This is a genomic window from Chitinophaga sp. SVR4-12A (assembly GCF_056754765.1).
The window spans coordinates 819,855-843,223 of the sequence record NZ_JBPGWP010000001.1 but is presented as its reverse complement, the minus strand read 5'-3'; the positions used below and the strand labels follow the sequence as shown (position 1 = coordinate 843,223).

The following is a 23,369-nucleotide window of genomic DNA, read 5'->3' as shown; positions in this document are numbered from 1 at the left end:
TGGAGACATCCTCATGGGGTAAAGATAGAAAAAATACATAACAGGAGGAGGGCTTAAAATATTATAAAAAATAACTATTATTGGCAGGCGTATCCTAACCGGGTATCACGGCAATGAACAAATTTATACAAGCCATTAAAAAACTAGACCTGGACCTTATCAGCTCCCTGATCCGGGAGGAGCCGCAATGGTTAAGCTGGTCTGAAGATCGCGGTAAAAATGCATTGCATTATCTCTGTGAAACAGGCCCATATGGGGATCCCTTAAAAGCAGCAACGATTTTGCAAATACTGCAGCTACTGCTGCAAAATGGTATGGATATGAATGCCGTGCATTACGTTGGCCCCGCCGGCCATCCCCCATTCCCCACTACGCCACTCTGGTGTGCCTGTTATCATGGTAAAAATGAAATGCTCTATACCTGGCTGTTGCAAAACGGCGCTACCGGGCCTAACTGCATGTGGGCCCTTGTTGCGAACGACGACGTGGCAGGCGCGGAAATATTCCAGCAATACGGCCATACCGTCGAAAATGCCGCTAAAGCGGGAATTAATACACTGCTGATAACAGCCTATACCTGGCCAAGGTATAATATGGCAAAATGGTTGCTGGTAAATGGCGTCGATGTAAACGCCGTTGATTGTAACGGGGAAACCGCCCTTTTTCATGCAGTAAGAAGACAGCTAGGCCTGGAACATACCGGGCTGTTGTTACAATATGGTGCAGATCCCGACATCGAAAATAAGGACGGGATGTCGCCCAGGAAGCTGGCAATAGCAAAGAATAATAAAAGACTGTTAAGGGTTTTAGACACCTTGTACCCACTTAGTAATGCAATATCCGATTTCAGTTACCTTAAATCCTGACTCATCCCCTTTTACCTTGCTCCTTGCATTGGATTATGCTATCTTTAAAACATTCTGATCCATGGTTTAACATTTATGACGGGGCTTTCTTCTCAGCTGCTATTTCTCCTTACTTGCTTTACTTTCATGGTATGCAAACCGGCCAGCGCCCAATACCAGGGATATATCTACGCAGAAGTAGTATTGAAAAATAAGCAAACCTACACCGGCCCTGTTAAATGGAGCGGTGGACAACGCCTCTGGAGCGATGTGCTCTCTGTTACGAAAAGCACCAATCAAAACATATTTAAATACCTGGACGAGTCCCAGATCAGGCGCCTGCCCAACGAAGAAGGAGGGAAGGAGGTCGACTGGAAATTCATGAGCTTATTTGAAGACAAGTTCCCCCAGCGCAAGAACGAGATCCTCTGCCGCTTTGGTGATATCGATTTTATTCACGTCACCGGCTCAGACCAGGCGCAGATCTATTTCAGGAACGGTAGCAAAGTAAGGGCAATACCCTACAAAGACGAAGCTGCCCAGCTGGGCAAAAATATCGTCGTTTACGTAGACGGCGATTCAAAAACCATTAAATGGGACGAGATCAGCCGGGTGAATTTCAAAACTACCCCCGCCGATCCTGAGATCCGGCGATGGGCGCCACTTTATGGCACCGTAAACACCGCCAACGGACCGGTTACCGGCTTTGTGCAGTGGAACCGCTATAAATACCTGGGTGCGCACAAGCTGAACGGAAAGACGCTTCATAACGAACCTGTCAGCTACGCCTTTGCATACATTGCCCGCATTGAAAAGCAGGACAAGCAGGTGCTGCTGCAACTACGATCCGGGGAAAACATTCAGCTGGGCGAATCGGATGACCTCAGCAGCGCCAATAAGGGTATTGTAGTAACGCATCCCATCTATGGAAGGGTACTGATAGAATGGAAAGCATTTCGCTCCTTCACACCTCAGGCAACGCCTGCTATCGGCTTGTCTTATGATGATTACCCTAAACCGGATCGCCTGTATGCCAGCGTACAAACCACTGATAACAGGCACTACGAAGGCGCCTGCGTGTTCGACCTGGATGAGGATTGGAACGTGGAATTGCTGGACGGCAATAAGGATGGGCTATATTATCAGATTCCCTTTTACTATATTAGCACGATCACGCCCTACAGGCAACACTATTCCAAGGTCAGGTTAAAGGACAACAGCACCTTGCTGTTAGGCTCGGCCAACGATGTAAGCGAGAAGAACTGGGGGCTGATCATATGGCTGCCCAATAAGAAGTACCAGTATATTCCATGGGGCCAGGTAAAAGAAATTTCCTTCAGGTAGATCATGAACAGCTTCTATTTAGTAGCCATGGCATGGATCATCACAGTGCTCCTCTTGTTATGGTTTGGCAATAAATATATTTATCTCCTGCTGGACAGGAACATCTCCTGGATGGCGCATACCACCAGGCGTTTTTTTATCCAGCTGGTGGTCAGCACACTCTATTCCCTTTGCTGCATTAACCTCACGTATTATCTCTTTAAGATCACCACCAACAGCACCCCACCGGATCTTACACAAATAATGGTGCTGAACGTATATGGCCTGCTCTTTACCATTCCCGTGCTCTCCATTAACTTCGGCATCTATTTTATGATGCAATGGAAAAAAGCGCAGGTACAGGCCAACCAGCTCAGGGAAGACAACCTGCAGGCACAGCTCAATTCATTACGCATGCAGCTGGACCCGCACTTTTTGTTCAACAACCTCAATGTGCTGGCCAGCCTGATCGATAAAGACCGCAACGAGGCACAGGACTTTCTGGACAAATTTGCAGATGTATACCGCTATGTGCTGCAGTACAAAAAAGAAGAGCTGGTACCCCTGTATACAGAACTGGGCTTTATTAAAGCCTATTGTCATTTGTTAAAGAAGCGCTTTGGAGAAGCGTTAAAGATAGAGATGCCCTACGTTCCTGGTACAACAGCGGCTCTGTGCATCCCGCCGCTATCCCTGCAGATGCTGATGGAGAACGCCGTAAAGCATAACATTATTTCCAGGGATCAACCCCTGCACATCCGGGTGTACCTGCAGGGAACACAATGGATCAGCGTGGAGAATACCTATCAACCCTTGCAAAAAGAACAAGCCACCAGATCAGAAACCGGCCTGGAAAATATCCGCAAACGTTACCAGCATTTGTCTGCCCTGGAGATCAAGGTCAGTTGCGATCACCATTTTTTTAAAGTAGATTTACCGCTCCTGGAGATAGATGAATAAAATAACTGCCAATGGAAGTATTGATCATTGAAGATGAAGAACCTGCTGCAGAGCGATTGGTAGGCCTGCTACAGCAGTATGACGCCGGTATCCGTCCTTTAGCGATCCTGTCCTCCGTGAAAGAGGCAGTCAATTGGTTTGCCGATCACCGGCAGCCCGACCTGGTACTGCTGGATATTCACCTGTCAGACGGTCTTTGCTTCGACATCTTTAAACAGGTTGAGGTCCGCTGTCCCATCATTTTCTGTACCGCCTACGATCAATACGTACTGGACGCTTTCCAGGTGCATAGCATCGATTATCTCTTAAAGCCGGTACAATATCCCAAACTGGAGAAAAGCCTGCAAAAGATGGAGGCCATCCGTTCCCAGATGAAACCTGCCGGCAACGACGTTCATTTTAATGAGATCATCCAGATCATCAGAACCAGCCAGCAGAGCTACAAATCACGGTTCATGGTAAAATCAGGCAACCGGATCAAAGCCATTAAAAGCAGCGAGATTGCGTATTTCAATTCCCGTAATAAAATTACCCTGCTGGTGACGAAGGAAGGACAGCGCTTCCCCCTCGACTATACGCTGGATGAACTAATGACCATGCTGGACCCCGTCCAGTTCTTTCATGTTAACCGTAATCTCATCATCCACATAGATGCCGTGAAGGAAGTGCACCCTTATTTCAAAGGCCGCCTTAAACTGGTGCTCGTGCCCGAATACGACGAGGAAACCGTCATCAGCAGCCAGAAAACGCCGCTTTTTAAGGACTGGCTGGACCAGTGACCCGCGTTTGTTCAGGATGCAATAATCCCGCCTCATCCTTATAATATCCGCTTACATCCGAAACCCGTTTTTTTCTCAGCAGAATTCTCCTTTTTTTAAAGCAGCTAAGTAGTTTATTCTAAAAACTAATCATAAAAGAAGAAGTAGCTGATGAATTTCACGTATTTAAAAACAGCCATATGCCAGCGATACAGTCTGGTACTGGCGCTGGTAACAGTATGCGGCCTGCAGCCCGCATCTGCCCAATATCCAAAAATACCGCAGGATATAGCCCACGCCAGTGGCGCACTAATGGAAGCAGCAGAACGTCATTCTGATTCCGCCTGGCAGCAGGCATGGCCCATTATCCAGGCCGAGGCCAGGAAAGGCAAGCCTTTCATCCCCTGGGCGCACCGTCCTTCTGACCTGCCACAGGCCAGTATCCTGGCCTTCCCGGGTGCAGAAGGCGGCGGCAGGTTCAGCTTCGGTGGCCGCGGCGGAAAAGTATTGGTGGTAACTAACCTGAACGATGATGGCCCGGGCAGTTTCCGCTGGGCCTGCGAACAGGGCGGCGCCCGCACGGTGGTCTTCAATGTAGCCGGTATCATTCGTCTGAAAAGCCCGCTGATCATCCGCGCTCCCTACATTACCATTGCGGGGCAATCAGCGCCGGGCAATGGCGTGTGCATAGCCGGGGAATCCGTATGGATCAATACCCATGATGTGATCATCCGTTACATGCGCTTCCGTCGCGGTGAAACCAATGTAGGCCGTCGTGACGATGCTATCGGCGGTAACCCCGTAGGCAATATTATCATCGACCACGTTTCGGCCAGCTGGGGCCTGGACGAGAACATGAGTATGTACCGTCACATGTATAATGACAGCACCGGTACACAGGAGCAAAAGATGCCCACCGTGAACCTGACGATCCAGCACTCGATCTTCGCCGAAGGACTGGATACCTGGAACCACGCTTTCGGTAGTACGCTGGGTGGCGAGAACGCCACCTTCACACGCAACCTCTGGGCAGATAACACCGGCCGTAATCCCTCCATCGGCTGGAACGGTACATTCAATTTTGTGAACAACGTAGTGTTCAACTGGGTCCATCGTTCTATGGATGGCGGCGATTATACCGCTACGTTTAACATCATCAACAACTATTTTAAACCTGGTCCGGCCACTTCTAAAACAGCGCTGGTAGGCCACCGCATATTGAACCCGGAATCGGGCCGCAGTAAGCTGAAATACAAAGTATTCGGCCGGGCTTATGTAGATGGCAACATCATGGACGGATACCCTGAGATAACGAAAAACAACTGGGCAGGAGGTGTACAGGTAGAAGACGAGCATGACCAGGACCAGCCCGACGCCGGAAAGTATACCGACTACATGCGTTTCACCAAACCATTCCCCATGGCGCCGGTAACGATCGTTTCCGCAAAAGAGGCCTTCGATTATGTATTGAAGAACGCCGGAGCTACATTGCCGCAAAGAGACCCGGTAGACACCCGCGTGATAGAGCAGGTAAGAACAGGCAAGATCACTTACCCGAAAGATGTAAAGCTACCGGCAACACAGTTTGAGCACCGCCGTTTACCGATTGATTCCTATAAAATGGGCATCATTACAGACATCAGCCAGGTTGGTGGCTATCCCGAATACAAAGGAACAGCTTATAAAGACGCTGACAACGATGGTCTGCCGGATAGCTGGGAAAAGCAGCATGGCCTGAATGCCAATGACGCTGCCGATGCCAGCCTGGATAAGGATAAAGACGGTTATACCAATATCGAGCAATTTCTGAATGAAGTTGCCGCCAGGAAATAATGAAACGGTTAAGTGGTATACTTATTGTTGAGCTTTTGACATGAATTCCACAAAAGTGATAAAGGCTGCAGCTATCCTGTCCATCCTCGTGTTGCTTACTGTAATTGTGGTGTTTGGCGAGCCGTTCTTTGTACCACTTACCTTTGCTGGTCTGTTGTCTATGTTACTGCTACCGTTGGCAAAGTGGCTACAGTCAAAGGGTATTCACCGGGCGCCGGCTATCCTGCTTTCCATGCTTACGCTGGTGGCCTTTCTGGCGCTGCTGGTCTCTTTTGTGGGCTGGGAATTGTCCGGCATAGTGGATGATGCTTCTAAGCTGGAACAGCAGCTCACGCAGCGATATCACCAGGCCCGTCAGTTCATTGCCCGGGAGTTCGGTGTTTCCCGGGAACGGCAGCAGGAAATCATCAAAGAGCAACAGTCTTCTTCTTTCAGCGCCGCACTTGCGGTATTCAACGCGATCGGCCCCTTCCTGGCCAATATGTTACTTGTTTTCGTATACATTTTCCTGTTTATGTACTTCCGGGGCCGCATAAAAGGCTTCATTGTACGATTGGTACCCCTGGAACAAAGGAACAACGCATTAGCAACCATCCGCCAGGCACAGAAAGTGGCACAGCAATATCTTAGCGGCTTATCCGTGATGATCGCCTCCTTATGGGTAATGTACAGCATTGGTTTTTCAATAGCAGGTGTGAAGAACCCTATCCTCTTTGCCATTATCTGCGGGCTGCTGGAAATCGTTCCATTCGCTGGTAATCTTACCGGCACGGCGCTGACGGTGGCCATGACACTGATCCAGGGAGGGAGTACAAACCAGATAATAGGTGTTGTGGTCACATACGGCCTGGTGCAGTTTATCCAGACCTACCTGCTGGAGCCGCTGGTGGTGGGGGCTGGGGTCAGGATAAATCCACTGGCAACAATTGTAGGGCTGGCTGCAGGCGAGCTGTTATGGGGCATTCCCGGGATGATCCTCGCCATACCACTAATGGGCATCGCCAGGATCATCTGTGATCATGTACCCGCCCTGCAGCCCTATGCCTATTTGATGGGACAGGACAAAAGCAAAGATCCGGCCTGGAAAACGAAGCTTAAAAAGGCCGGTGAAAAAGTAAAAGCACTGTTTCAAAAAAGATAGTATTGCGCAATTAACTGCTGACCTTAATCAGTTTTTTTCCTAACCATTATTCTGTTCTGTACCATTTCATGCAGATACCTTTGACTAAAAATAAGCGCTATGAAAAAAATAGTAGTCGTTTTTGATGGTTTGAGGTTCTCTGACAGTACCTTACGGTACGCCATAGCGGTGGCACGCCAACAGCCATCTCACCTGGTTGGGCTCTTCCTGGACGACTTTACCTATAACAGCTTTAGCATCTACAAACTGTTAAAAGCCGGCGCCACGAATGCAGAGATCAGGGAACTGGAAGCAAAGGATGAAAGGATCAGGGAGATCTCCGCCAGGCATTTTGAGCAGGCCTGCCAGGAAGCGGGGCTCAATTACAGCGTACATCACGACCGTAACATTGCTATCCAGGAAATATTGCATGAAAGCATTTATGCGGATCTGCTGATCATTGACATGGACGAAACGCTGGTTACAGAAGAGGATAAGCCTCCTACAAGGTTCATCCGCGACCTGCTGATCGATGTGCAATGCCCGGTAATGTTAGTGCCGCCAAAATACGAGGAGATCAAAAGATTGGTGTTGTTGTACGATGGTGAGCCTTCATCGGTATATGCTATAAAAATGTTTAGCTATCTGATGCCTTGCCTGCAGCCGCTTGAGACGGAAGTACTCTCCGTTAATGATCCCGGGGATGGAATGCATTTACCGGACAACCGCCTGATGAAAGAATTCATGAAACGGCATTTTCCCAAAGCCATATATAAAGTCATAGAAGGAAGGCCTGAAGCGACGATTACTACTTATCTGCAGCAACAGCCTGCGGGCACGCTGGCCGTGCTGGGAGCCTACAGGAGAGGAATGGTTTCCCGCTGGTTCCGTCCCAGCATGGCGGATGAGCTGATGGAGAAGCTGACAATGCCCTTGTTCATCGCACATAATAAATAATACTGCTTAATACAGCATATTCGCTAATTTCTTTTCATTTAAAATAACAATGGATCCTTCCCTGATCTCGATCAGCTTTTCCTCCCTGAAATCGCCGAGGGTCCGGATCAGCGATTCAGTGGCGGTACCAGCGATAGTAGCCAGGTTGTCACGGCTGATATCTATAGCAAAAGGTTCCTGTTTCTGTTCATTATACTTCCGGCAGAGAGATAGCAATGCTTCTGCGACCTTCTTGCGCAGGGAATTATAGGCGAGGCCCAACAACTGCTGTTCTTTGCTGGTTACGTTGCGGGCCAGCATACGGATAAATTGGGCCGCTGCATCTATCTGGCTGCCCATCAGTTCTTCGAAGTCCTCACGGGGGATCAATGCGATCTCGCTATCCTCCATGGCTTCCGCGGTTTCTTTATATACCGTTCCTTCCAGCATGGGTACATAGCCAAAGAAATCCCCGGTATTATAAAGATCAACGGCAAATTCTTTACCGTCATCATTTCGTTTGAAGATCCTGACTTTCCCTTTTTGTATATAAAAAAGGTTGATGGGATGATTTCCTTCTGTGTATATCGTTTGCCTTTTTTTATACCGCTCAATGTCCCGTCCCTCTGCCAGGGCTTTGACAGATGCTTTGCCGGTAGCCGCTTCCATTAATTTACTCAGGCCCTGGAGGTTGGGCGTGAATTCCTCTTTTCTGAGGGCTGCTTTTTTAAGACGGATCTCTATAGCATGCAACAGTTCCGTTGCTTCAAACGGTTTCATGATGTAATCGTCCGCACCCATCTCCATTCCTCTCCGGTAATCGCTCCGCTCTGTTTTGGCAGTGAGAAATATGAAGGGGATATCTTTCATTTCCTTATTGCGTTGCAGCATGTGCAGCACCCCGTACCCGTCCAGCACCGGCATCATGATATCGCAGATCACGAGGTCCGGAGCATGCTCCAAAGCCAGCTCGACACCTGCTTTACCATTTTCTGCGGATAAGACTTTATATCCGGCTAAATCCAGGATTTCCGACGTGTTTTCGCGAATAAAAGCGTTGTCTTCTATTAGCAGGATTGTTTTCATGCGTTGTGGTTTGTAAGTTGATCGTTCAACCGGAAAATGATCGTAAAAGTAGTGCCCTTATTCAGCTCACTCTCGCAGGAGATGCTGCCGTTCATCAGTTCGCAGTATTTACTGACAATATGCAAGCCCAGGCCGGTTCCCTGGATATTGGTGGTATTTGCTCCCCTGTAGAAACGCTCAAACAGGTGCTGCTGGTCTTCCCGCGACATGCCTATACCATGGTCCGCTACCTGTAGCTTGAATTCGCCCTCATACAGGTAAGTACGCACCAGGATAGTGGTGTTATTATCTGAAAACTTGATAGCATTGCTCAACAGGTTCATTCCGATGTGCTTCAGCAAGGACGGATCCAGTGTTACATCGGGCGCCCCTTCGTGCAGATAATCCACCTGCTGTCCTTCTTTGGTGATCCCTTGCATTTCCTGTATGATATTCTGGAAGAAATCGTTCACCTTTATATTGACGAAGCGAACCTGTATCTTTCCTTCCTCTATTTTACCTACTGAAAGGAATTCATCAAGAATGTCGGTTAGTAGTTTCGCGCAAATGACGATCCGCTGCAGATGCTTGTTCCGTTTGTCCTGGTCCGCTTCTTTCCCATATTGTTTAACCAGGTAAGCAGAGGATAAAATAGTGCTGAGCGGTGTGCGGAACTCGTGAGACGCCAGTGAAACAAAACGGGATTTTAACTCGCTGAGCTCTTTTTCTTTACCAAGCGCCACCGTAAGATCTTCCTTGGATCTTTCCAGCATTTCCATGGCTTCCCTAAGCTGCTGCGTTCTTTGTTCCACCATTTGTTCCAGCTCGTTGTTGAGCCGTTCTATCTTGGCTTCGGCCTGCTTTCTGGCTGTGATGTTGTTAATATAGGCGATGACAAAGCTGCCTTCTTCATTTTCGTAATGACTAAGGCTGATTTCCACCGGGAACTCTGTACCGTCTTTGTGGATGGCAAACAGGTCAAGGCCGATGCCCATAGGCCGGCTTTGAGGGTGGGCCGCATATCGTTCGCGATGCCCCACATGCTTATCCCGCAATTGTGGAGGCAGCAGCCGTTCTATGGTATGTTCCAGCAGCTCCTCGCGCTGGTAACCAAACTGCTCCAGGGCGAAATCATTGATCATAATGATCTTTCCCTGTTTATTTGTCACTAATATGCCGATACTGGCGTAGTCAAACAATGCCCCAAAGCGCTGCAGTTCCTTTTCTATTTCTTTTCGATAGTAGCTGTCAGCCGAGCGGTCATTGATAGAGGGATCCATTCAATATTTTTTGGTAATCAATTCTTTTGTACACAGTTGGCATGGTACTTTTCTATGCCAAATTTGATGATATCTCTTAATTGCGCTGCTAATTTCTGATAATCAGGGGCTATTTAGCATGACGGCAGTCAGGTAATTAACTGATTTTCCTCATGTCCTGCCAGGCGGCCTGGGATCTGTGGCGGAAAAGCACCGCCGGTCTCGTTTCCTTTCGTAACGGCCGGTCTTTTCGTTTAACCTGATCCGGTATACAACCGGCCTGGGATGATGATCCAGGTCATGCGCATCTTCCACTGTCTTACGCATTTCATCCAGGCCGGCGGTTTCACTTACCTTTTTAGCATTTACGGGGCAATGATCAGTTCATCCTTTACTTCTATTACGCCCGGAGTGGCCCAGACAGCGCGTTCTACTTCCTTTCGCTCAGCCCAGGAGCGTACTTTACCTTTCAGCACGATCCTCCCGCCGTCTGTTAAAATATTGATGCTTTCGGCCTCAATATCCGCGCTGCGCTCCAGCGCTTTTTTGATCACATCTTTTACGATAACAGGGGTGATATTTGGACGAACATTGATGCGGTTAATAATTCCATGAACGCCTATAAGATCACTCATAGCACGGTAAGCAGACTCCTTCTGGAACTGCCATTCCACTTCTCCTTCTATGGTGATCCATCCCTCATCCACCTTCAATCTGATCCTGTCCTCTGGCACAAAGCTGCTCCATTTCAGCGCATTCAGGGCGGCCGCTGCAAGATCTGTATCTGAACGCCGCTGCTCATCAGGGAGACTGATTGCCAGGTCTATAGCTACCGCTCTGACATCTTTAACCCTTTTGGCGGCATTTTCAGCTGCCAGCCGCTGACTATAGTTGTCTACATAGCCTATCAGGGTAACAATCCCATCTTTTACAATCACACCGATTTCAGCAGAATACAGTACCGGGTCCCATCGCATCTCATCCATTACGTTTTTTTGTATTTCATTATCTGATTTCATATAATAATTGATTTAGAATTGAAAGGTATGTTGTGAACAAAGGTATTCCTCGCCCCCATGTCAGCGGAATGACAGCTGTTACTCCGCCAACTGACATTGATCATTCGCTCCCCCTTGTAAGGTTCATAATTTCACGATTGGTAAAATCGAATTTTATGGAAAAGATATTATTTGTAACAGATGCAGTAAAAATTAACATGCAGTACCTTGATTTTGCATGTTTCCTTGCCAGTCTTACCCGTTCCAGGCTTATTGGTGTTTTCCTGGAGAACCTGGAATACGAAGCCCGCTCAAAAGAAACCCTGCAGCAGCTGGCGATTGCCACGGCCCTGCCGGATGCTTCTATTCGTGAGATAAAGGAAGGCTATTGTGAGGGGCAAATCAAAACCTTTAAAGATAGCTGTGAGAGGAGGGGAGTGAACTGCCATATTCACCGTGACCGCGGAATACCGGCCGCAGAAGTGGTAAGTGAAAGCAGGTATGCAGACCTGATCGTAATTGATCCTGCTATTTCTTTCCGGGATCAACGGGAGAATATTCCTGGCAGTTTTGTACAGGAAGTGCTGAGAAATGCAGAATGCCCCGTAATAATTGCTCCCGATTCCTTTGATAGTATAGATCGCATCATTTTTACTTTCGATCACAGCCGCGCTTCAGTATTTGCCATTAAAGAATTTACTCACCTTTTTCCCGAAATGCGCGACCGTAAGGCGGTGATATTAAGCATGACAGCGCCGGGGAATAGCGCTATGGAAGATAAATATAAGTTGAGGGAATGGCTAGGAGCCCACTATGACAGCATAGATCTCGTGGTGCTGGAAGATAAGAACCTGAGGGCCGGTTTACTCGAATACCTGCTGGCGCAAAAGAATGCCTTCATAGTGATGGGCGCCTTTGGAAGAGGACCGCTGTTTAATTTTATTTCGCCCAGCCATGCTACACCTGTGCTGCGACTGGTTAGTCAGCCGGTATTTATTGCGCATAATTGATTTTACGCCCAGCGGTTCAGAAAATTATATCATTTCATGCCCGATGTTTATTTTTACGCCTTCTGATCCTCCAATTTAGCGTAGCATGAAACGATCCGCAATCGCATTACATAAAGACGAATTAAAATCCGGTATTGAGATCAGTCCCATGCAAGACCTCGGCGATCTGGCAGACGTACTGCACCGGGACGACCATTTCATGTTTATTATTCAACAAAAAGGCAGCTTTCTCTTAGAGCTGGATTTCTCCGTAGCACGCTTATCCGGGTCTTCGCTTTGCTACATTGCGCCCGGCCAGGTGCACCGCTATATACAGCAAAGCAACGGCAAAGGCTGGTTTGTATTTATGGAGACAACTTTTATCTCCAATACTTACCTGGAGATCTTCAATACATATCTGGCTACGCACCAGGTTGTTCCTTTAAAGAAGGATCATGATATTTTTTCCTTTATTCCTGTATTCGAATCCATGCTTGCGGATCAATCATCCCCCTTTCAAAGATCGATAGTACAATCCTTCGCAGATGGCCTGACAGGCATGGTTGCCCGGGCGCTGGTGCAGTCAAAGGGTTCGGAAAGCCTTATCGGCGGACAAAAATACCAAACCCTTATCCGCTTCAAACAATTGGTGCAGGCGCATTATAAAGAACAGAAACAAGTGCAGGCATACGCTTCACAACTGCATATCACGGCACTTTACCTGAACGAGATCGTAAAGGAGATCACCGGTTTTTCTGCCAGTTACTGGATCCACCAGGAAATCATGCTGGAAGCCAAGCGTCTTTTGTACTATACAGACCTGGATGTAAAGCAGATCGCTTTTGAATTGGGATATGAAGACCACGCTTACTTTTCCCGCTTCTTTAAAAAGAATGCCGGGATCACCGCCGGCGAATTCCGGAACACCAAACAATGATTTGTCCAATCATAGCCGTTAAATAGCCATCGCTGGCTCGCTCCTGCCAATCTACTTTTGTATCCGTAAAACAATTCAGTTAAAACGATACAATATGGCAGGAAAAGATGAAGCAGTTATTGCTTTCGGCAATAGCGCTACCATGCAACAGGAAGGAAGTAAGTCCTTGGTAAAGGTGTTGACACCAATAGTTATTTCCGTATTTGCGGCTTATCTCACGATTGGTATAACGCTGGGCATTTTACCGGTATTTGTCAAAAGCAATTTAGGATTCGATAGTCTTTTCGTAGGCCTTGTAATTGGCGTACAATCACTGGCAACTTTACTGACCCGTGCCTACGCAGGAAAGATCACCGATACCCGCGGAGCCAACACCAGTAATCGCCAGGGTATATGGATGGTACTGGCAGCAGGTATACTATACGTGCTGGTAGGAGGGCTGAGCGGTTTCCGGTTTTGGGCCCTGGGCTTGCTGATCGTTTCCAGGATCGTGCACGGCATATCGGAAAGTATGCTGGTGACCGGTGCATTGACCTGGGGCATTGGTCTTGTGGGGCAGCAAAATACAGGTAAGGTAATGACCTGGAACGGCATCGCCATGTATGCAGGAATAGCGATCGGCGCGCCGTTCAGCATCTGGATGGTCAAGACTTTCGGTATTACCCTTGCGTTTGCATCAGTGGTGGTATTGTCCCTGGTCAGCTGGTTGGCCACCGCTCAATTGCCCGTACTCGCAGTAGATCCGGCTCATGTCAGGCCTCCATTCTACAAGGTGATCGGACAGGTGTACGGTCAGGGCCTGGCTTTAGCCTTTTCCTCCATAGGGTTTGCGTGTATCGCATCTTTTATCGCCTTACTCTTCGCCGCAGAGAATTGGCACAATGCATCTTTAGGCTTCTTCTGTTTTGGAGGCTGCTATATCCTTACCCGCGTGTTCTTTGCATCGTTCCCGGATAAGTACGGCGGCTACAAAGTGGCCATGGCCTCTTTTATAATAGAGATCATCGGGCAATTATGCATTGCCTTCTCTAGTTCAGGACAGATGGCCATCCTGGGATGTGCCCTTACCGGGATTGGTTTTTCGCTCGTATTCCCTTCCCTGGGTGTGCTGGTGGTCAAAAAGGTCCCGCCGCAGATGCGGGGAACAGCCCTGGGAGCCTATGCGGCATTTTTTGATCTCTCGCTTGGACTGGCCGGACCAATAGCGGGTATAATAGCTCAATATTTTAACTATCATGCTATTTACTTATTGGCAGCAACAAGTTGTTTGCTGGCCTTCCTGCTCCTGGTAATGAAACGAAATAACAAATAGCAAGCGTAAATGCTGATAACCGCGGATATAGGAATGTTTTTAATCCGTATAGCCGCGGTTATCATATTTATTTTATTTTTGCCCCAAATAGAAGAAATGGAAGATTTTGTAATTGTAGTGAATCGCATCGAGGAATTGCAGTCAATCCAGGACCGCCAGGAGTTAGAACGCATATTTGATAAAGCGAAGCGAACCATAGTTGGAGGTATGGACGTCATTCTCGTAAGAGAAGATCGTAATGGCAAACAGGAGAAATTTCAGACTTTTTCTAATGAACATGATTTTGAGGAATACAGGAAGCGGGTATTTCGCTTACTCTGAATTATTGCTCCAATCTGTTGTTTGTTATCTTTACCCCCGTACAGTGATCCAGTTTGATCAATTCCTCCATCCCCTTTGCCCCATTTCCGCCATGAACCACATTCCCTGACAAAGTTATATTTCCCGTGCTCTTCCCCGAGAACAAACCTTTACCCCGAAGCGTAAAGGTATTATCCGTCACTGCAATATGCTCATGCACGGGTATATTCTTAAAAACAGTATTTTCCGGATGCACATTGATCACCGGTTCACCACACTCCTTAAAATCATTATGGCTGATCCTCACATCCCTCACCATCCCTGATTCATACCACCCTGAAGCATCTCCATTAATAAACACCGCACTCATATGCATCCGCTCAAAATTATTATATTCGATCAACACCGGGCGCCGTGTTGTAGCAAGGATACCTCTTGTAGGTATCCTCGCTATGGTAGTATGATGTATCCACACAGCAGGTGTGGCGCTTATATTCTCTACAACATCTCCCGTTTTTACAACACCCGGCACTACACCCTTTAAGGTTAGGACAAATTCTTTCTCATTTATTTTCTCAACGCCGGCTATCTGACCTTTATTCACTGTTAACAAACTTGCTGTCTCCACAAATGCAATACTGTCTTCCACGGCAAACGCATCAAACCCATAAGTCTGCTCATGCATGAACCGAACCTGCACTTTATTAGCAGCCGGCATCTTTACTATCTTCAAATAGGTGCCATGTACATTCACGGCGTCGTCATTGGCTGCGGACAAGTATGAATTGGCAATCTCTATTTTACCACTACACCCTGAAAAATGTAAGATATCCGCCCAGGCGGCACAGGTCCTGCCTGAATGCTCACGAGGCTTTACCGCTATACCATCCATTTTTATATCCCTGCAATACTGGCTCACCACACCCATCCCGTGCATAAAGTAGATCTGTATGTGCTGTAAGGTAAGATGACTGCTCTGCTCCATAAAAATACCCGCACAATCCCTCGTTACATCCCGGTTCTGGTAGTTCCATCCTTTTCGGAACCCCGGGTTCTTTCGAAAATAAATCCGCACTTTACGCCCCTCAGGTTGACTAAACCGAACATTCTCCATACTGATATCAATACGCGACAGCTCATTTGTTGCCGGATCAAGTGCCTGCCAGTAGGAGCCAGGCTGGTAACTCCATCCTTCACCTATCCATGTAAGCAAACTGTCCTGTATGCTGAATTTTGAATCGGGATGAATATTGACATCTGCATGGTGATCTGCCACATCCGTCACCGTTAGCTCAGAAACAGTAGGCCGCTGGTAATCAAAGCTGAACCCGTTCAGAACAATATGATCACAACGATTAAGATAGGTCTCGATCATTTTACCCCTGAAGATCAGCTCCGCATCCGTCGCTTCCACCTGCACAAAACTGCAGCTATCCAGCATAATGGCAATTGCTTTCAGCTCATCCGGTCTGTCATTGGTATTGGAAATATGCAGCCGCTTTCTGACGGCGCCATCCGGGTAAAAGTCATACCTGCCTGGTGCAAACCTTACTATTACAGGCTGCTCTTCAGTACCATGTGCCCGTAGCGCCAATGATTCATGAAAGGCGCCCGCATGCAGTATTTCCACTACATCGCCCGGCGAAAGGACCGTTTGATTGACCCGCCGGAACGTCTTCCACGGCATTTCACGGCTGGCGCCACTATTGTCATCGCTCCCCGCAGTGGGATCAATATAATAGGAAGCACTGAAGGCATATTTCCCCGGCTGCACAATTGCAAAACAGCAAATGAATAAAAACAGGAACAGGCGCTGCATCTTTATCTTAATATCCTAACAATATACAACAAGCCATTCAACTTACTAATACCCATCATTCTGGATCAGCTCCGGCTTATTCCTGTCAATTTCCGACTGCGGCAAAGGCCAGTAATCAAAATTGCTCCTGTACACCGTTTTTATGGACGGCGTTAATGGATTCTGTACAAAGCCATTCAGTCGCTGCACCGCAATGCCCCACCTGCGCAGGTCAAAATACCGCAAACCCTCTAATGCGAATTCAACCCGGCGCTCATGCCTGATCTTCTCACGCATTTCTTCCCTGCTAAGTCCCGGCGGCAGCGCTGGCATTTCCACACCAGGGCGCGCCCGCACCTCATTTACCTGTTGGTATACACTGGCATCCGGGCCCACCGCTTCGTTCTGCGCTTCGGCATACATGAGCTTTACATCCGCATACCTTAACCATACATAATCCTGGTCATCCAGTAATCCAGGCTGAGGGTCGATGATTTTAGGATCCAGCCATTTTTTACCGGGATAGAATCCCTTCGTCCAGTTATTGACACCCGGCGTTCCCACTGTACCAGGGAAAGGCCAGCCCTGGTCCGGCCCATCCCCTGGAAAGAAGAAGGTCATCGTCTTACGAGGGTCGTTCGCTTCATATTCATTGATCATATCCTGTGTGCCCTGCAGATCTTTATAGCCAGACCGGATGATCACTGTTGTAATGGCAAAATTATGTGCAGCAGCAGGCGCCTGGAACTGAACAGAGAACATGATCTCCGGACTGGAACGTTGATCCGGCTTGTAAAAATTAGCCGCATAATTATTGTTCAGCGAGAACAAATTATCACTGATGATCTGCCTGGCCAGCGCAGCGGCCTCCGGGTACTTTTTCTCAAACAATAATACTCTCACTTTAATGCCTTGTGCCGATGCTTTCACGGCATGGCCGCTGGTATATTTAGCTGCGGGTAATGCGGCAATGGCCTGGTCGAGATCGCGTTCTATGAGCTGTAAGACCTCCTGCCTGGGCGACTTGCTCACTCTTTTGCTGAAATCAATTGTCAGGGGATCTTCCGTGACCAGCGGCACATTGCCATAGGTCTGTGCCAGCATAAAGTAGTGGAATGCACGCAGAAAATAAGCCTCTCCTTTATACTGGTTCAGCTTATCACCGCTCAGTACTTTATCTACATTGGCCAGCAGGCTATTGGCCGCAGCGATCCCCTTATAGGACGTGATGTACAAACTCTCGTTGCTGGATGTGGGAAATCCGCCAATATTGGCTGAAAGACCGGATATCAACGATTGCTGCGCAGCCGCCTGGTTGTTTTGCGTATAGGAATTATCACTGAAATTTTCCCACCACATAGGCGCATATGCAGAGATCTGCCCGTTTGTTGCATACAGGGTGCCATACAGGCCTGTCAATGCAAGATCCGCATCACCGGGAGATTTCCAGAAAATATTCGTGGAAAGTTTGTCCGGCGGCGTAACATCCAGTTTTTTACAGCCGGTATTACAAAGTGCTGTTACTATGATAGCGATGAAATATTTTTTCATGTCTTGGATCATTGAAGTTAAAATTGAACGGAAGCGCCAAGGGTGATTGTGCGGTTTTGCGGGTAATTGGCGAAACCATACCAGGCGTCGGGTTTGGTGTTGATGTCCAGCCTTTCAGGATCCGTGCCCTTCTTCAGCGGCGTAAAAAGCGCCAGGTTATCCACCGCACTATAGATCCGGAGAGACCTGATCCCTTTTACTAAACCCTGTGGGAAAGTGTAGCCTATCTGCAGGTTCTTGATCCGCATAAAGCTGGCGCTGTAGAGATAGTAAGTAGATTGCTGGTTGGTGATCCTGGGATAGCCGTAAAAGCCCATATATATCTTAGGCATGGTGGCAGACGGATGTTCAGGCGTCCACCTGTTCAGCCAGTCGGTAGTGGGCATTGCGCCCTGGGCAAAAGGATCGATGCCCCATTTTCCCATGTATATTTTATTCCCGTAAGAACCATACAACATCACACTGGCGTCGAAATTGCCAAAGTTGAAGCCCATCGTATACGAATATTCGAACTTGGGATACTGGCCCGCAAATATGCTCCGGTCATTAGCATCTACTTTTTTGTCTCCATTGATGTCCTTATAGCGGATGTCGCCGGGCGTGGGTGTGCCGCCCAGGGCTGTCTGGTCGGGCGCCTGGTTGATTTCTTCCTGGCTCTGGAATATGCCATCCATAGTATACAGGTAGAAAGAGTTGATAGGGGAGCCGTTCCGCATAATGGTCTGACCATCCGGGCCGCCTATCTCATCGGCGCCGAAGGATACGAGCTTATTACGGTACAGTTGGAAATTAGCCTGGGCATAATAGCTGAACTTGCGGGTCAAACGGTCCTGCCAGCGCAGGCTCAGTTCAATTCCCTTGTTGCTCACAGCGCCGTTATTAACAATAGGTGCTGTAACCCCTAATGCCTGCGGCACCTGCGACTGCCTTAAGATATCATAGGTATACTTGCTGAACCAATCAAAGGTGAACTCCAGCTTGTTGTTGAAAGCAACCATGTCTACACCAACATCCGTCATGCGTGTGGTTTCCCAGGTCAGGTTAGGATCCACCAGCTGGTTGGGAACAAAACCGGATACAATGCCTGAGCTGAACGCGTAATTATTCTGCGCAAGCGTGGGCTGATAAGGATAGTAGCCAATGTTCTGGTTACCCAGGCGTCCCCATGACCCACGGATCTTCAGATCATTCAGCCATGTTACGTTTGACAGGAAGCGCTCCCTGGAGATACGCCAGCCAGCGGAGAAGGATTGATAGAGCCCCCACCTGCTATGGCTGGGCAGCCGTGAAGTACCATCATAGCGAAGGCTTATGCCCAGCAGGTACTTATCGTCAAAATTATAATTGAGGTTGCCATAAAAAGAGTGGATCACATATTCAGCTGAAGTGCCTGCGTTCGTCTGGCCGCTTACTGATCCTGCATCCAGCTCCTTGAGCTCATTGGTGGGATAGCCTATACGCCATGCATCGATATTGCTGATATTATTCACTTCCTGCTGTGCACCGGCTAATGCGGTAAGGTCATGCTTACCCAGCGTTTTATGAAAATTCAGCTGACTGTAGATGTTGTACATGATACCGTCATCTTCAGTTACACTAAGACCAGGTGTACCTACATCCGCATTCGTCATAAAAGACAGGTTACTGTACAGGTACATGGGGATGATCGGCCGGAAGGTTTTTGTTTTATCCAGCACGAAGTTAAGGCCCGCCCTGTTTTCCCATTTCAGGCCCTCCATCAGGTCAATGTCAACAGAGATGTTACCCTGCGCATAGTAATTAGGGTTCTGGGTCCTGATGGTAGACGTGAGCACCGGGTTCTTATTACCAAGCTCCCTGTCATACGCTTTATTGATCCACAGGCCGTCGGCTGTTTGGGCGGGGTACAGCGGCGATTGCGCCAGCGTAGAGATATAGAGATCAGTGGATCCTACAAAGGGGCTCAGCCTGTTCCCATACCGCAATTGTATATTGGTGCCCAAGGTTACACGTTTGTGCACCCTGGAGCTCAGGCCCAGGTCCAGCGTGTATTTTTTATATTCAAAACCACGCATGGTGCCCTGCTGGTTGGTATAACCCAAGCCAAGGCTGTAAGTGGTCCTGTCGCTACCGCCGCTTAAATTCAGGTAATGATTTTGTACGATGGCAGTATTGAACATTTCATCCAGCCAGTCGTGATTCGGATACTTTACCCGGTCGGTCGCATTTTTATACAGATCGATCTGCTCCTGCGTGTACACGGGCGCATTGCCGGAGTTTACCTCCGCTTCATTCAGCAATTCCATATACTGGGCAGAATTGGTCACCACTTCAGGCAGCCTGGTGGGAGTAGCAAAGCCGATATTGTAATTGTAAGACAAGGTGAATGCACCAGCTTTTCCCTTCTTGGTTTTTACAACGATCACACCGTTGGCGCCCTGGGAGCCATAGATCGCAGCCGCGGAGGCGTCTTTCAATACCGTGACGGATTCAATATCATTTGGATTGATGACAGACAGGTCTCCCGGCAGGCCGTTTACAATGGTCAATGGCTTATTGCCTGCTGCGCTGAAGGTACCTACGCCGCGGATCCGTAACTGAACATTATCGTTACCAGGTTCACCGGAGTTTTGCACGACGGACAAACCAGGCAGCTGCCCTTGTAACAACGATGCCGGATCAGTTGCCACCCTTTTGGTCAACTCTTCTCCCTTCACCGCTACGATAGCGCTGGTGAGGGTATGTTTGCTCTGAGTGGTATAGCCTGTTACCAGCACTTCACCCAGGTTTTTCTCTTCTTCAATAAGGGTAATATCTATCACCGCTTTTCCATTAACAGGAACTTCCTGTTTTACATAGCCAATAAAGCTGAACAGGAGCGTGCCCTTGGCATCCGGCAAATCCAGGCTGTAGGCGCCGCCGGATTGCGTAGCGGTGCCCGTGGAAGTACCTTTCAGCTGAACCGTTACGCCTTCAATAGGCGATCCTTTGTTGTCCGTTACTTTTCCCCTGACGGTAAAAACCGTCGCTTCTTCCAGCGGTTTATACTTAATGGTGACGGTCTTGTTATTGATGACATAATCGAGCGGCTGATGCTCAAAAATAATTTTCAGCGCGGTCATTAAAGGGGCGTCTTTTAACGACACCGAGACAGGCGATGCTGATCTGATCAATTCCGTACTGTAAAGGAAATCATAGCCGGTTTGCTGTTGGATGCTGAATAATACATCCTCCAGCGGCGCTTTTTGCACGGCTATGTTGACCCGCTGGGCAGAAGCATTTGCACTGACCTGTAATACAGCGGCAAGAATGAGAACGCCGGTTATATTCATAACGCAGATGAGTTGGAGCCAGGCACGGGAACCTCGCCTGAGCAATGGCTCAGTAAAAATTTTGTACATTTGAGTGTTAGGTTTAATTAACAATAATTGGCATTCACAAGCAATTGTTGGTTACCTGGCTCAGCTAACGCTGAAGATCAGGGGCGGTCGCAACGCTCCTGGTCTTTTTTGATAACCATGTAGGTATGCTGTTAAGTCATAACGATTATCCTCCTTCCTTCGATTTTAAAGTGTACTAAGCCGGTTAGTTCAAGGCCTTTAAGTAGTTCGTGGATTTCTTTGTTCCTGGAGTAGGTGCCGCCAAATGTCCCTTTCGGTATGTCCCCTTCATATACGACTTCCACATCGTACCAGCGTCCTATCTGACGCATAATGTCCTGGATAGTATTATTTCTGAAGATAAAGTAGCCTGCCTTCCAGGCCATTACCTGGCTCACATTCACCTTCTTTCTTTCGATGCCTGCGTGCAGCATATCTACGATGCCCTGTTCACCAGGTGTCAGCAATGCCTTATCAGCTCCGGCGGATAGCCGTACGGATCCTTCCAGCAGCGTGACTTTCACGTTCTTTTCATCTTTATAGGCATCGATGTTGAAATGGGTGCCCAGCACATGTACATCCACATGGTCCGTTTGGGCGATGAATGGCTGTTGTTCATTTTTGCTTACTTCAAAATAGGCTTCGCCTTTTAGTATCACCTTTCGTTCGGTCCCGCCAAATACTACGGGATAGGTCAATGAGGATTCGCTATTGAGCCATACTTTCGTGCCATCCGATAATGTAACGGTGTATTGCCCGCCTCTTGGGATGTTAATGGTGTTCAACGCATGTTGATCTGCAGATGCATGAGCTCCCTGATCTGAATAAGCGATTGCGCCCTTACCGGTCTTTGTTACGGCCGTACCGCCTGTTTGGGCCACTACACCGTCTGCTGCCTCTTCCAGGGCGATGGTGGAGCCATCAGCGAGGGTGAGGGTAGCCATATTGCTACCCGGTTTTATAGATGTGCCATTGATGACGTGGTGCTTTGCGATTTTAACCGGTTTGTCAGGCTGCTTTTTGAGCAACAGGCCACTGAGCCCCGCCGTAAGGATGAATATGGCTGCGGCAGCCCACCGCCAGGCCAGCGGGAAAACCTTCTTTTTTTTCGCTGTTGTTGCAACAATACGGCCATATATACGGCCCCTCAGTTCCTTGTCGGCTGTAGACATTTCAGGAGGCGCATCCTGCAGGTGGAAATTGTCCTGGTATGCCATCAACAGCTTTTCCTCCTCAGGAGTGCATTGCCCCTGCTGGTATTTTTCGAATAAACGCAGATATTCCCCGGGTGTCATGATAGTAGTCAAAAGGCGGTGGCTGATAACCCCTTTGTTATATAGTGTAAGAATTGCCTGCCCCACACACATGCCACTCCGGAATTTTTCTAAAATATTTCTATATACCAGGAATATTTCTATTTTTACCCGCCGATCGTTATGAAAAATGTGTTCTCCGACAATGAATTGTGGGACGCTGTTGTTGCAGATAACAACAGGGCCTTTGTGCTGCTATACAACCGGTATTGGAAAAAGATCTATAACACTGCCCACTATTATCTGAAGGATCCCGCCGCTGCCGAAGAAATTACCCATGATGTTTTTGTATCTCTCTGGGAGAAACGTAAGTCGAATAAGATCGAAAATTTTCTGCCTTACCTGCAGGCAACTGCCCGGTACCAGGTATATAAATACCTGAAGACGGCGAAAATTAATTGTACCGCCTACCTCGGCCAGTTTACAGAAACAATTGTTCCACCTGTATATAATTCCGGTGTCAATAAACTGGAATATGAGAATATGGAATCCCGCCTGGCACAGTTCCTGCGTGGCTTGCCTCCCAAGTGCCAGGAGATCTTCTGGTTAAGCCGCATCAATAGTTTGAGCAACCAGGAAATAGCTGAGAAGCTTAACATCTCCAAACGCACCGTTGAAAATCAGCTCACCCGTGCGCTGAAAGCATTGCGGACATTTGACCCGCAGTTTTTGCTGGCAGTGTTGATCAGTCTTTTTATTGTATGATTGCAGTT

General features: G+C 48.1%; 19 protein-coding genes. 11 read left to right on the top strand and 8 right to left on the bottom strand.

The genetic code is table 11. The annotated features are described in order from the left end of the window. Window positions 1-113 precede the first annotated feature (113 nt). The 7 genes from ACR9Y8_RS03280 (at window position 114) to ACR9Y8_RS03250 (ending at window position 7,796) form a co-directional block, all read left to right on the top strand. Window positions 114-866, top strand: a complete 753-nt coding sequence (locus ACR9Y8_RS03280) for an ankyrin repeat domain-containing protein (RefSeq protein WP_481211802.1) — start codon at window positions 114-116, stop codon at window positions 864-866. A 126-nt stretch (window positions 867-992) separates the two neighbouring features. After that, complete coding sequence (locus ACR9Y8_RS03275) at window positions 993-2,189, top strand: hypothetical protein (RefSeq protein ID WP_481211801.1); 1,197 nt, start codon at window positions 993-995, stop codon at window positions 2,187-2,189. A gap of 3 nt (window positions 2,190-2,192) precedes the next feature. After that, on the top strand, window positions 2,193-3,128 hold the full coding sequence (locus tag ACR9Y8_RS03270) for a sensor histidine kinase (protein ID WP_481211800.1): 936 nt from the start codon (window positions 2,193-2,195) through the stop codon (window positions 3,126-3,128). Window positions 3,129-3,139: 11 nt separating this feature from the next. Continuing rightward, a complete protein-coding gene (locus ACR9Y8_RS03265; RefSeq protein ID WP_481211799.1) occupies window positions 3,140-3,907 on the top strand; it encodes a LytR/AlgR family response regulator transcription factor in 768 nt (255 codons plus the stop codon). A gap of 150 nt (window positions 3,908-4,057) precedes the next feature. After that, on the top strand, window positions 4,058-5,719 hold the full coding sequence (locus ACR9Y8_RS03260) for a pectate lyase family protein (protein ID WP_481211798.1): 1,662 nt from the start codon (window positions 4,058-4,060) through the stop codon (window positions 5,717-5,719). A 40-nt stretch (window positions 5,720-5,759) separates the two neighbouring features. After that, on the top strand, window positions 5,760-6,860 hold the full coding sequence (locus tag ACR9Y8_RS03255) for an AI-2E family transporter (RefSeq protein WP_481211797.1): 1,101 nt from the start codon (window positions 5,760-5,762) through the stop codon (window positions 6,858-6,860). Between the two features lie 99 nt (window positions 6,861-6,959). Beyond that, complete coding sequence (locus tag ACR9Y8_RS03250) at window positions 6,960-7,796, top strand: universal stress protein (RefSeq protein ID WP_481211796.1); 837 nt, start codon at window positions 6,960-6,962, stop codon at window positions 7,794-7,796. Window positions 7,797-7,802: 6 nt separating this feature from the next. On the opposite strand, the gene ACR9Y8_RS03245 is transcribed toward ACR9Y8_RS03250, so the two are convergent. The 4 genes from ACR9Y8_RS03245 to ACR9Y8_RS03230 form a co-directional block, all read right to left on the bottom strand. Further along, window positions 7,803-8,861, bottom strand: a complete 1,059-nt coding sequence (locus ACR9Y8_RS03245; protein ID WP_481211795.1) for a response regulator — start codon at window positions 8,859-8,861, stop codon at window positions 7,803-7,805. Then, window positions 8,858-10,120: a PAS domain-containing sensor histidine kinase gene (locus ACR9Y8_RS03240; RefSeq protein ID WP_481211794.1), complete on the bottom strand. Its 1,263-nt coding sequence runs from the start codon at window positions 10,118-10,120 to the stop codon at window positions 8,858-8,860. The genes ACR9Y8_RS03245 and ACR9Y8_RS03240 overlap by 4 nt, the downstream gene beginning before the upstream one ends. Before the next feature lie 150 nt (window positions 10,121-10,270). Next, on the bottom strand, window positions 10,271-10,426 hold the full coding sequence (locus ACR9Y8_RS03235; protein WP_481211793.1) for a hypothetical protein: 156 nt from the start codon (window positions 10,424-10,426) through the stop codon (window positions 10,271-10,273). A 38-nt stretch (window positions 10,427-10,464) separates the two neighbouring features. Next, window positions 10,465-11,118: a BON domain-containing protein gene (locus tag ACR9Y8_RS03230; RefSeq protein ID WP_481211792.1), complete on the bottom strand. Its 654-nt coding sequence runs from the start codon at window positions 11,116-11,118 to the stop codon at window positions 10,465-10,467. 155 nt (window positions 11,119-11,273) lie between these two features. On the opposite strand from ACR9Y8_RS03230, the gene ACR9Y8_RS03225 reads away from it, so the two are divergent. The 3 genes from ACR9Y8_RS03225 to ACR9Y8_RS03215 all read left to right on the top strand — a co-directional run bounded on the left by ACR9Y8_RS03225 (window position 11,274) and on the right by ACR9Y8_RS03215 (window position 14,335). Next, window positions 11,274-12,107, top strand: a complete 834-nt coding sequence (locus tag ACR9Y8_RS03225; RefSeq protein WP_481211791.1) for a universal stress protein — start codon at window positions 11,274-11,276, stop codon at window positions 12,105-12,107. Between the two features lie 85 nt (window positions 12,108-12,192). Then, a complete protein-coding gene (locus ACR9Y8_RS03220; RefSeq protein WP_481211790.1) occupies window positions 12,193-13,023 on the top strand; it encodes a helix-turn-helix domain-containing protein in 831 nt (276 codons plus the stop codon). A 94-nt stretch (window positions 13,024-13,117) separates the two neighbouring features. Next, window positions 13,118-14,335 carry an MFS transporter gene (locus ACR9Y8_RS03215; RefSeq protein ID WP_481211789.1) on the top strand — a complete coding sequence of 406 codons (1,218 nt, stop codon included), beginning with the start codon at window positions 13,118-13,120 and terminating at the stop codon, window positions 14,333-14,335. A gap of 322 nt (window positions 14,336-14,657) precedes the next feature. On the opposite strand, the gene ACR9Y8_RS03210 is transcribed toward ACR9Y8_RS03215, so the two are convergent. The 4 genes from ACR9Y8_RS03210 to ACR9Y8_RS03195 form a co-directional block, all read right to left on the bottom strand. Continuing rightward, window positions 14,658-16,454: a right-handed parallel beta-helix repeat-containing protein gene (locus ACR9Y8_RS03210; RefSeq protein ID WP_481211788.1), complete on the bottom strand. Its 1,797-nt coding sequence runs from the start codon at window positions 16,452-16,454 to the stop codon at window positions 14,658-14,660. A gap of 45 nt (window positions 16,455-16,499) precedes the next feature. Continuing rightward, the gene (locus tag ACR9Y8_RS03205; RefSeq protein ID WP_481211787.1) at window positions 16,500-17,984 is read right to left on the bottom strand and encodes a RagB/SusD family nutrient uptake outer membrane protein; all 1,485 of its coding nucleotides are present in this window, start codon (window positions 17,982-17,984) and stop codon (window positions 16,500-16,502) included. A gap of 17 nt (window positions 17,985-18,001) precedes the next feature. Further along, the gene (locus ACR9Y8_RS03200; RefSeq protein WP_481211786.1) at window positions 18,002-21,295 is read right to left on the bottom strand and encodes a TonB-dependent receptor; all 3,294 of its coding nucleotides are present in this window, start codon (window positions 21,293-21,295) and stop codon (window positions 18,002-18,004) included. A gap of 200 nt (window positions 21,296-21,495) precedes the next feature. Then, the gene (locus ACR9Y8_RS03195) at window positions 21,496-22,650 is read right to left on the bottom strand and encodes a FecR family protein (protein WP_481211785.1); all 1,155 of its coding nucleotides are present in this window, start codon (window positions 22,648-22,650) and stop codon (window positions 21,496-21,498) included. Window positions 22,651-22,779: 129 nt separating this feature from the next. Between ACR9Y8_RS03195 and ACR9Y8_RS03190 the strand changes: the two genes are divergently transcribed. After that, complete coding sequence (locus tag ACR9Y8_RS03190; RefSeq protein ID WP_481211784.1) at window positions 22,780-23,361, top strand: RNA polymerase sigma factor; 582 nt, start codon at window positions 22,780-22,782, stop codon at window positions 23,359-23,361. Window positions 23,362-23,369 lie beyond the last annotated feature (8 nt).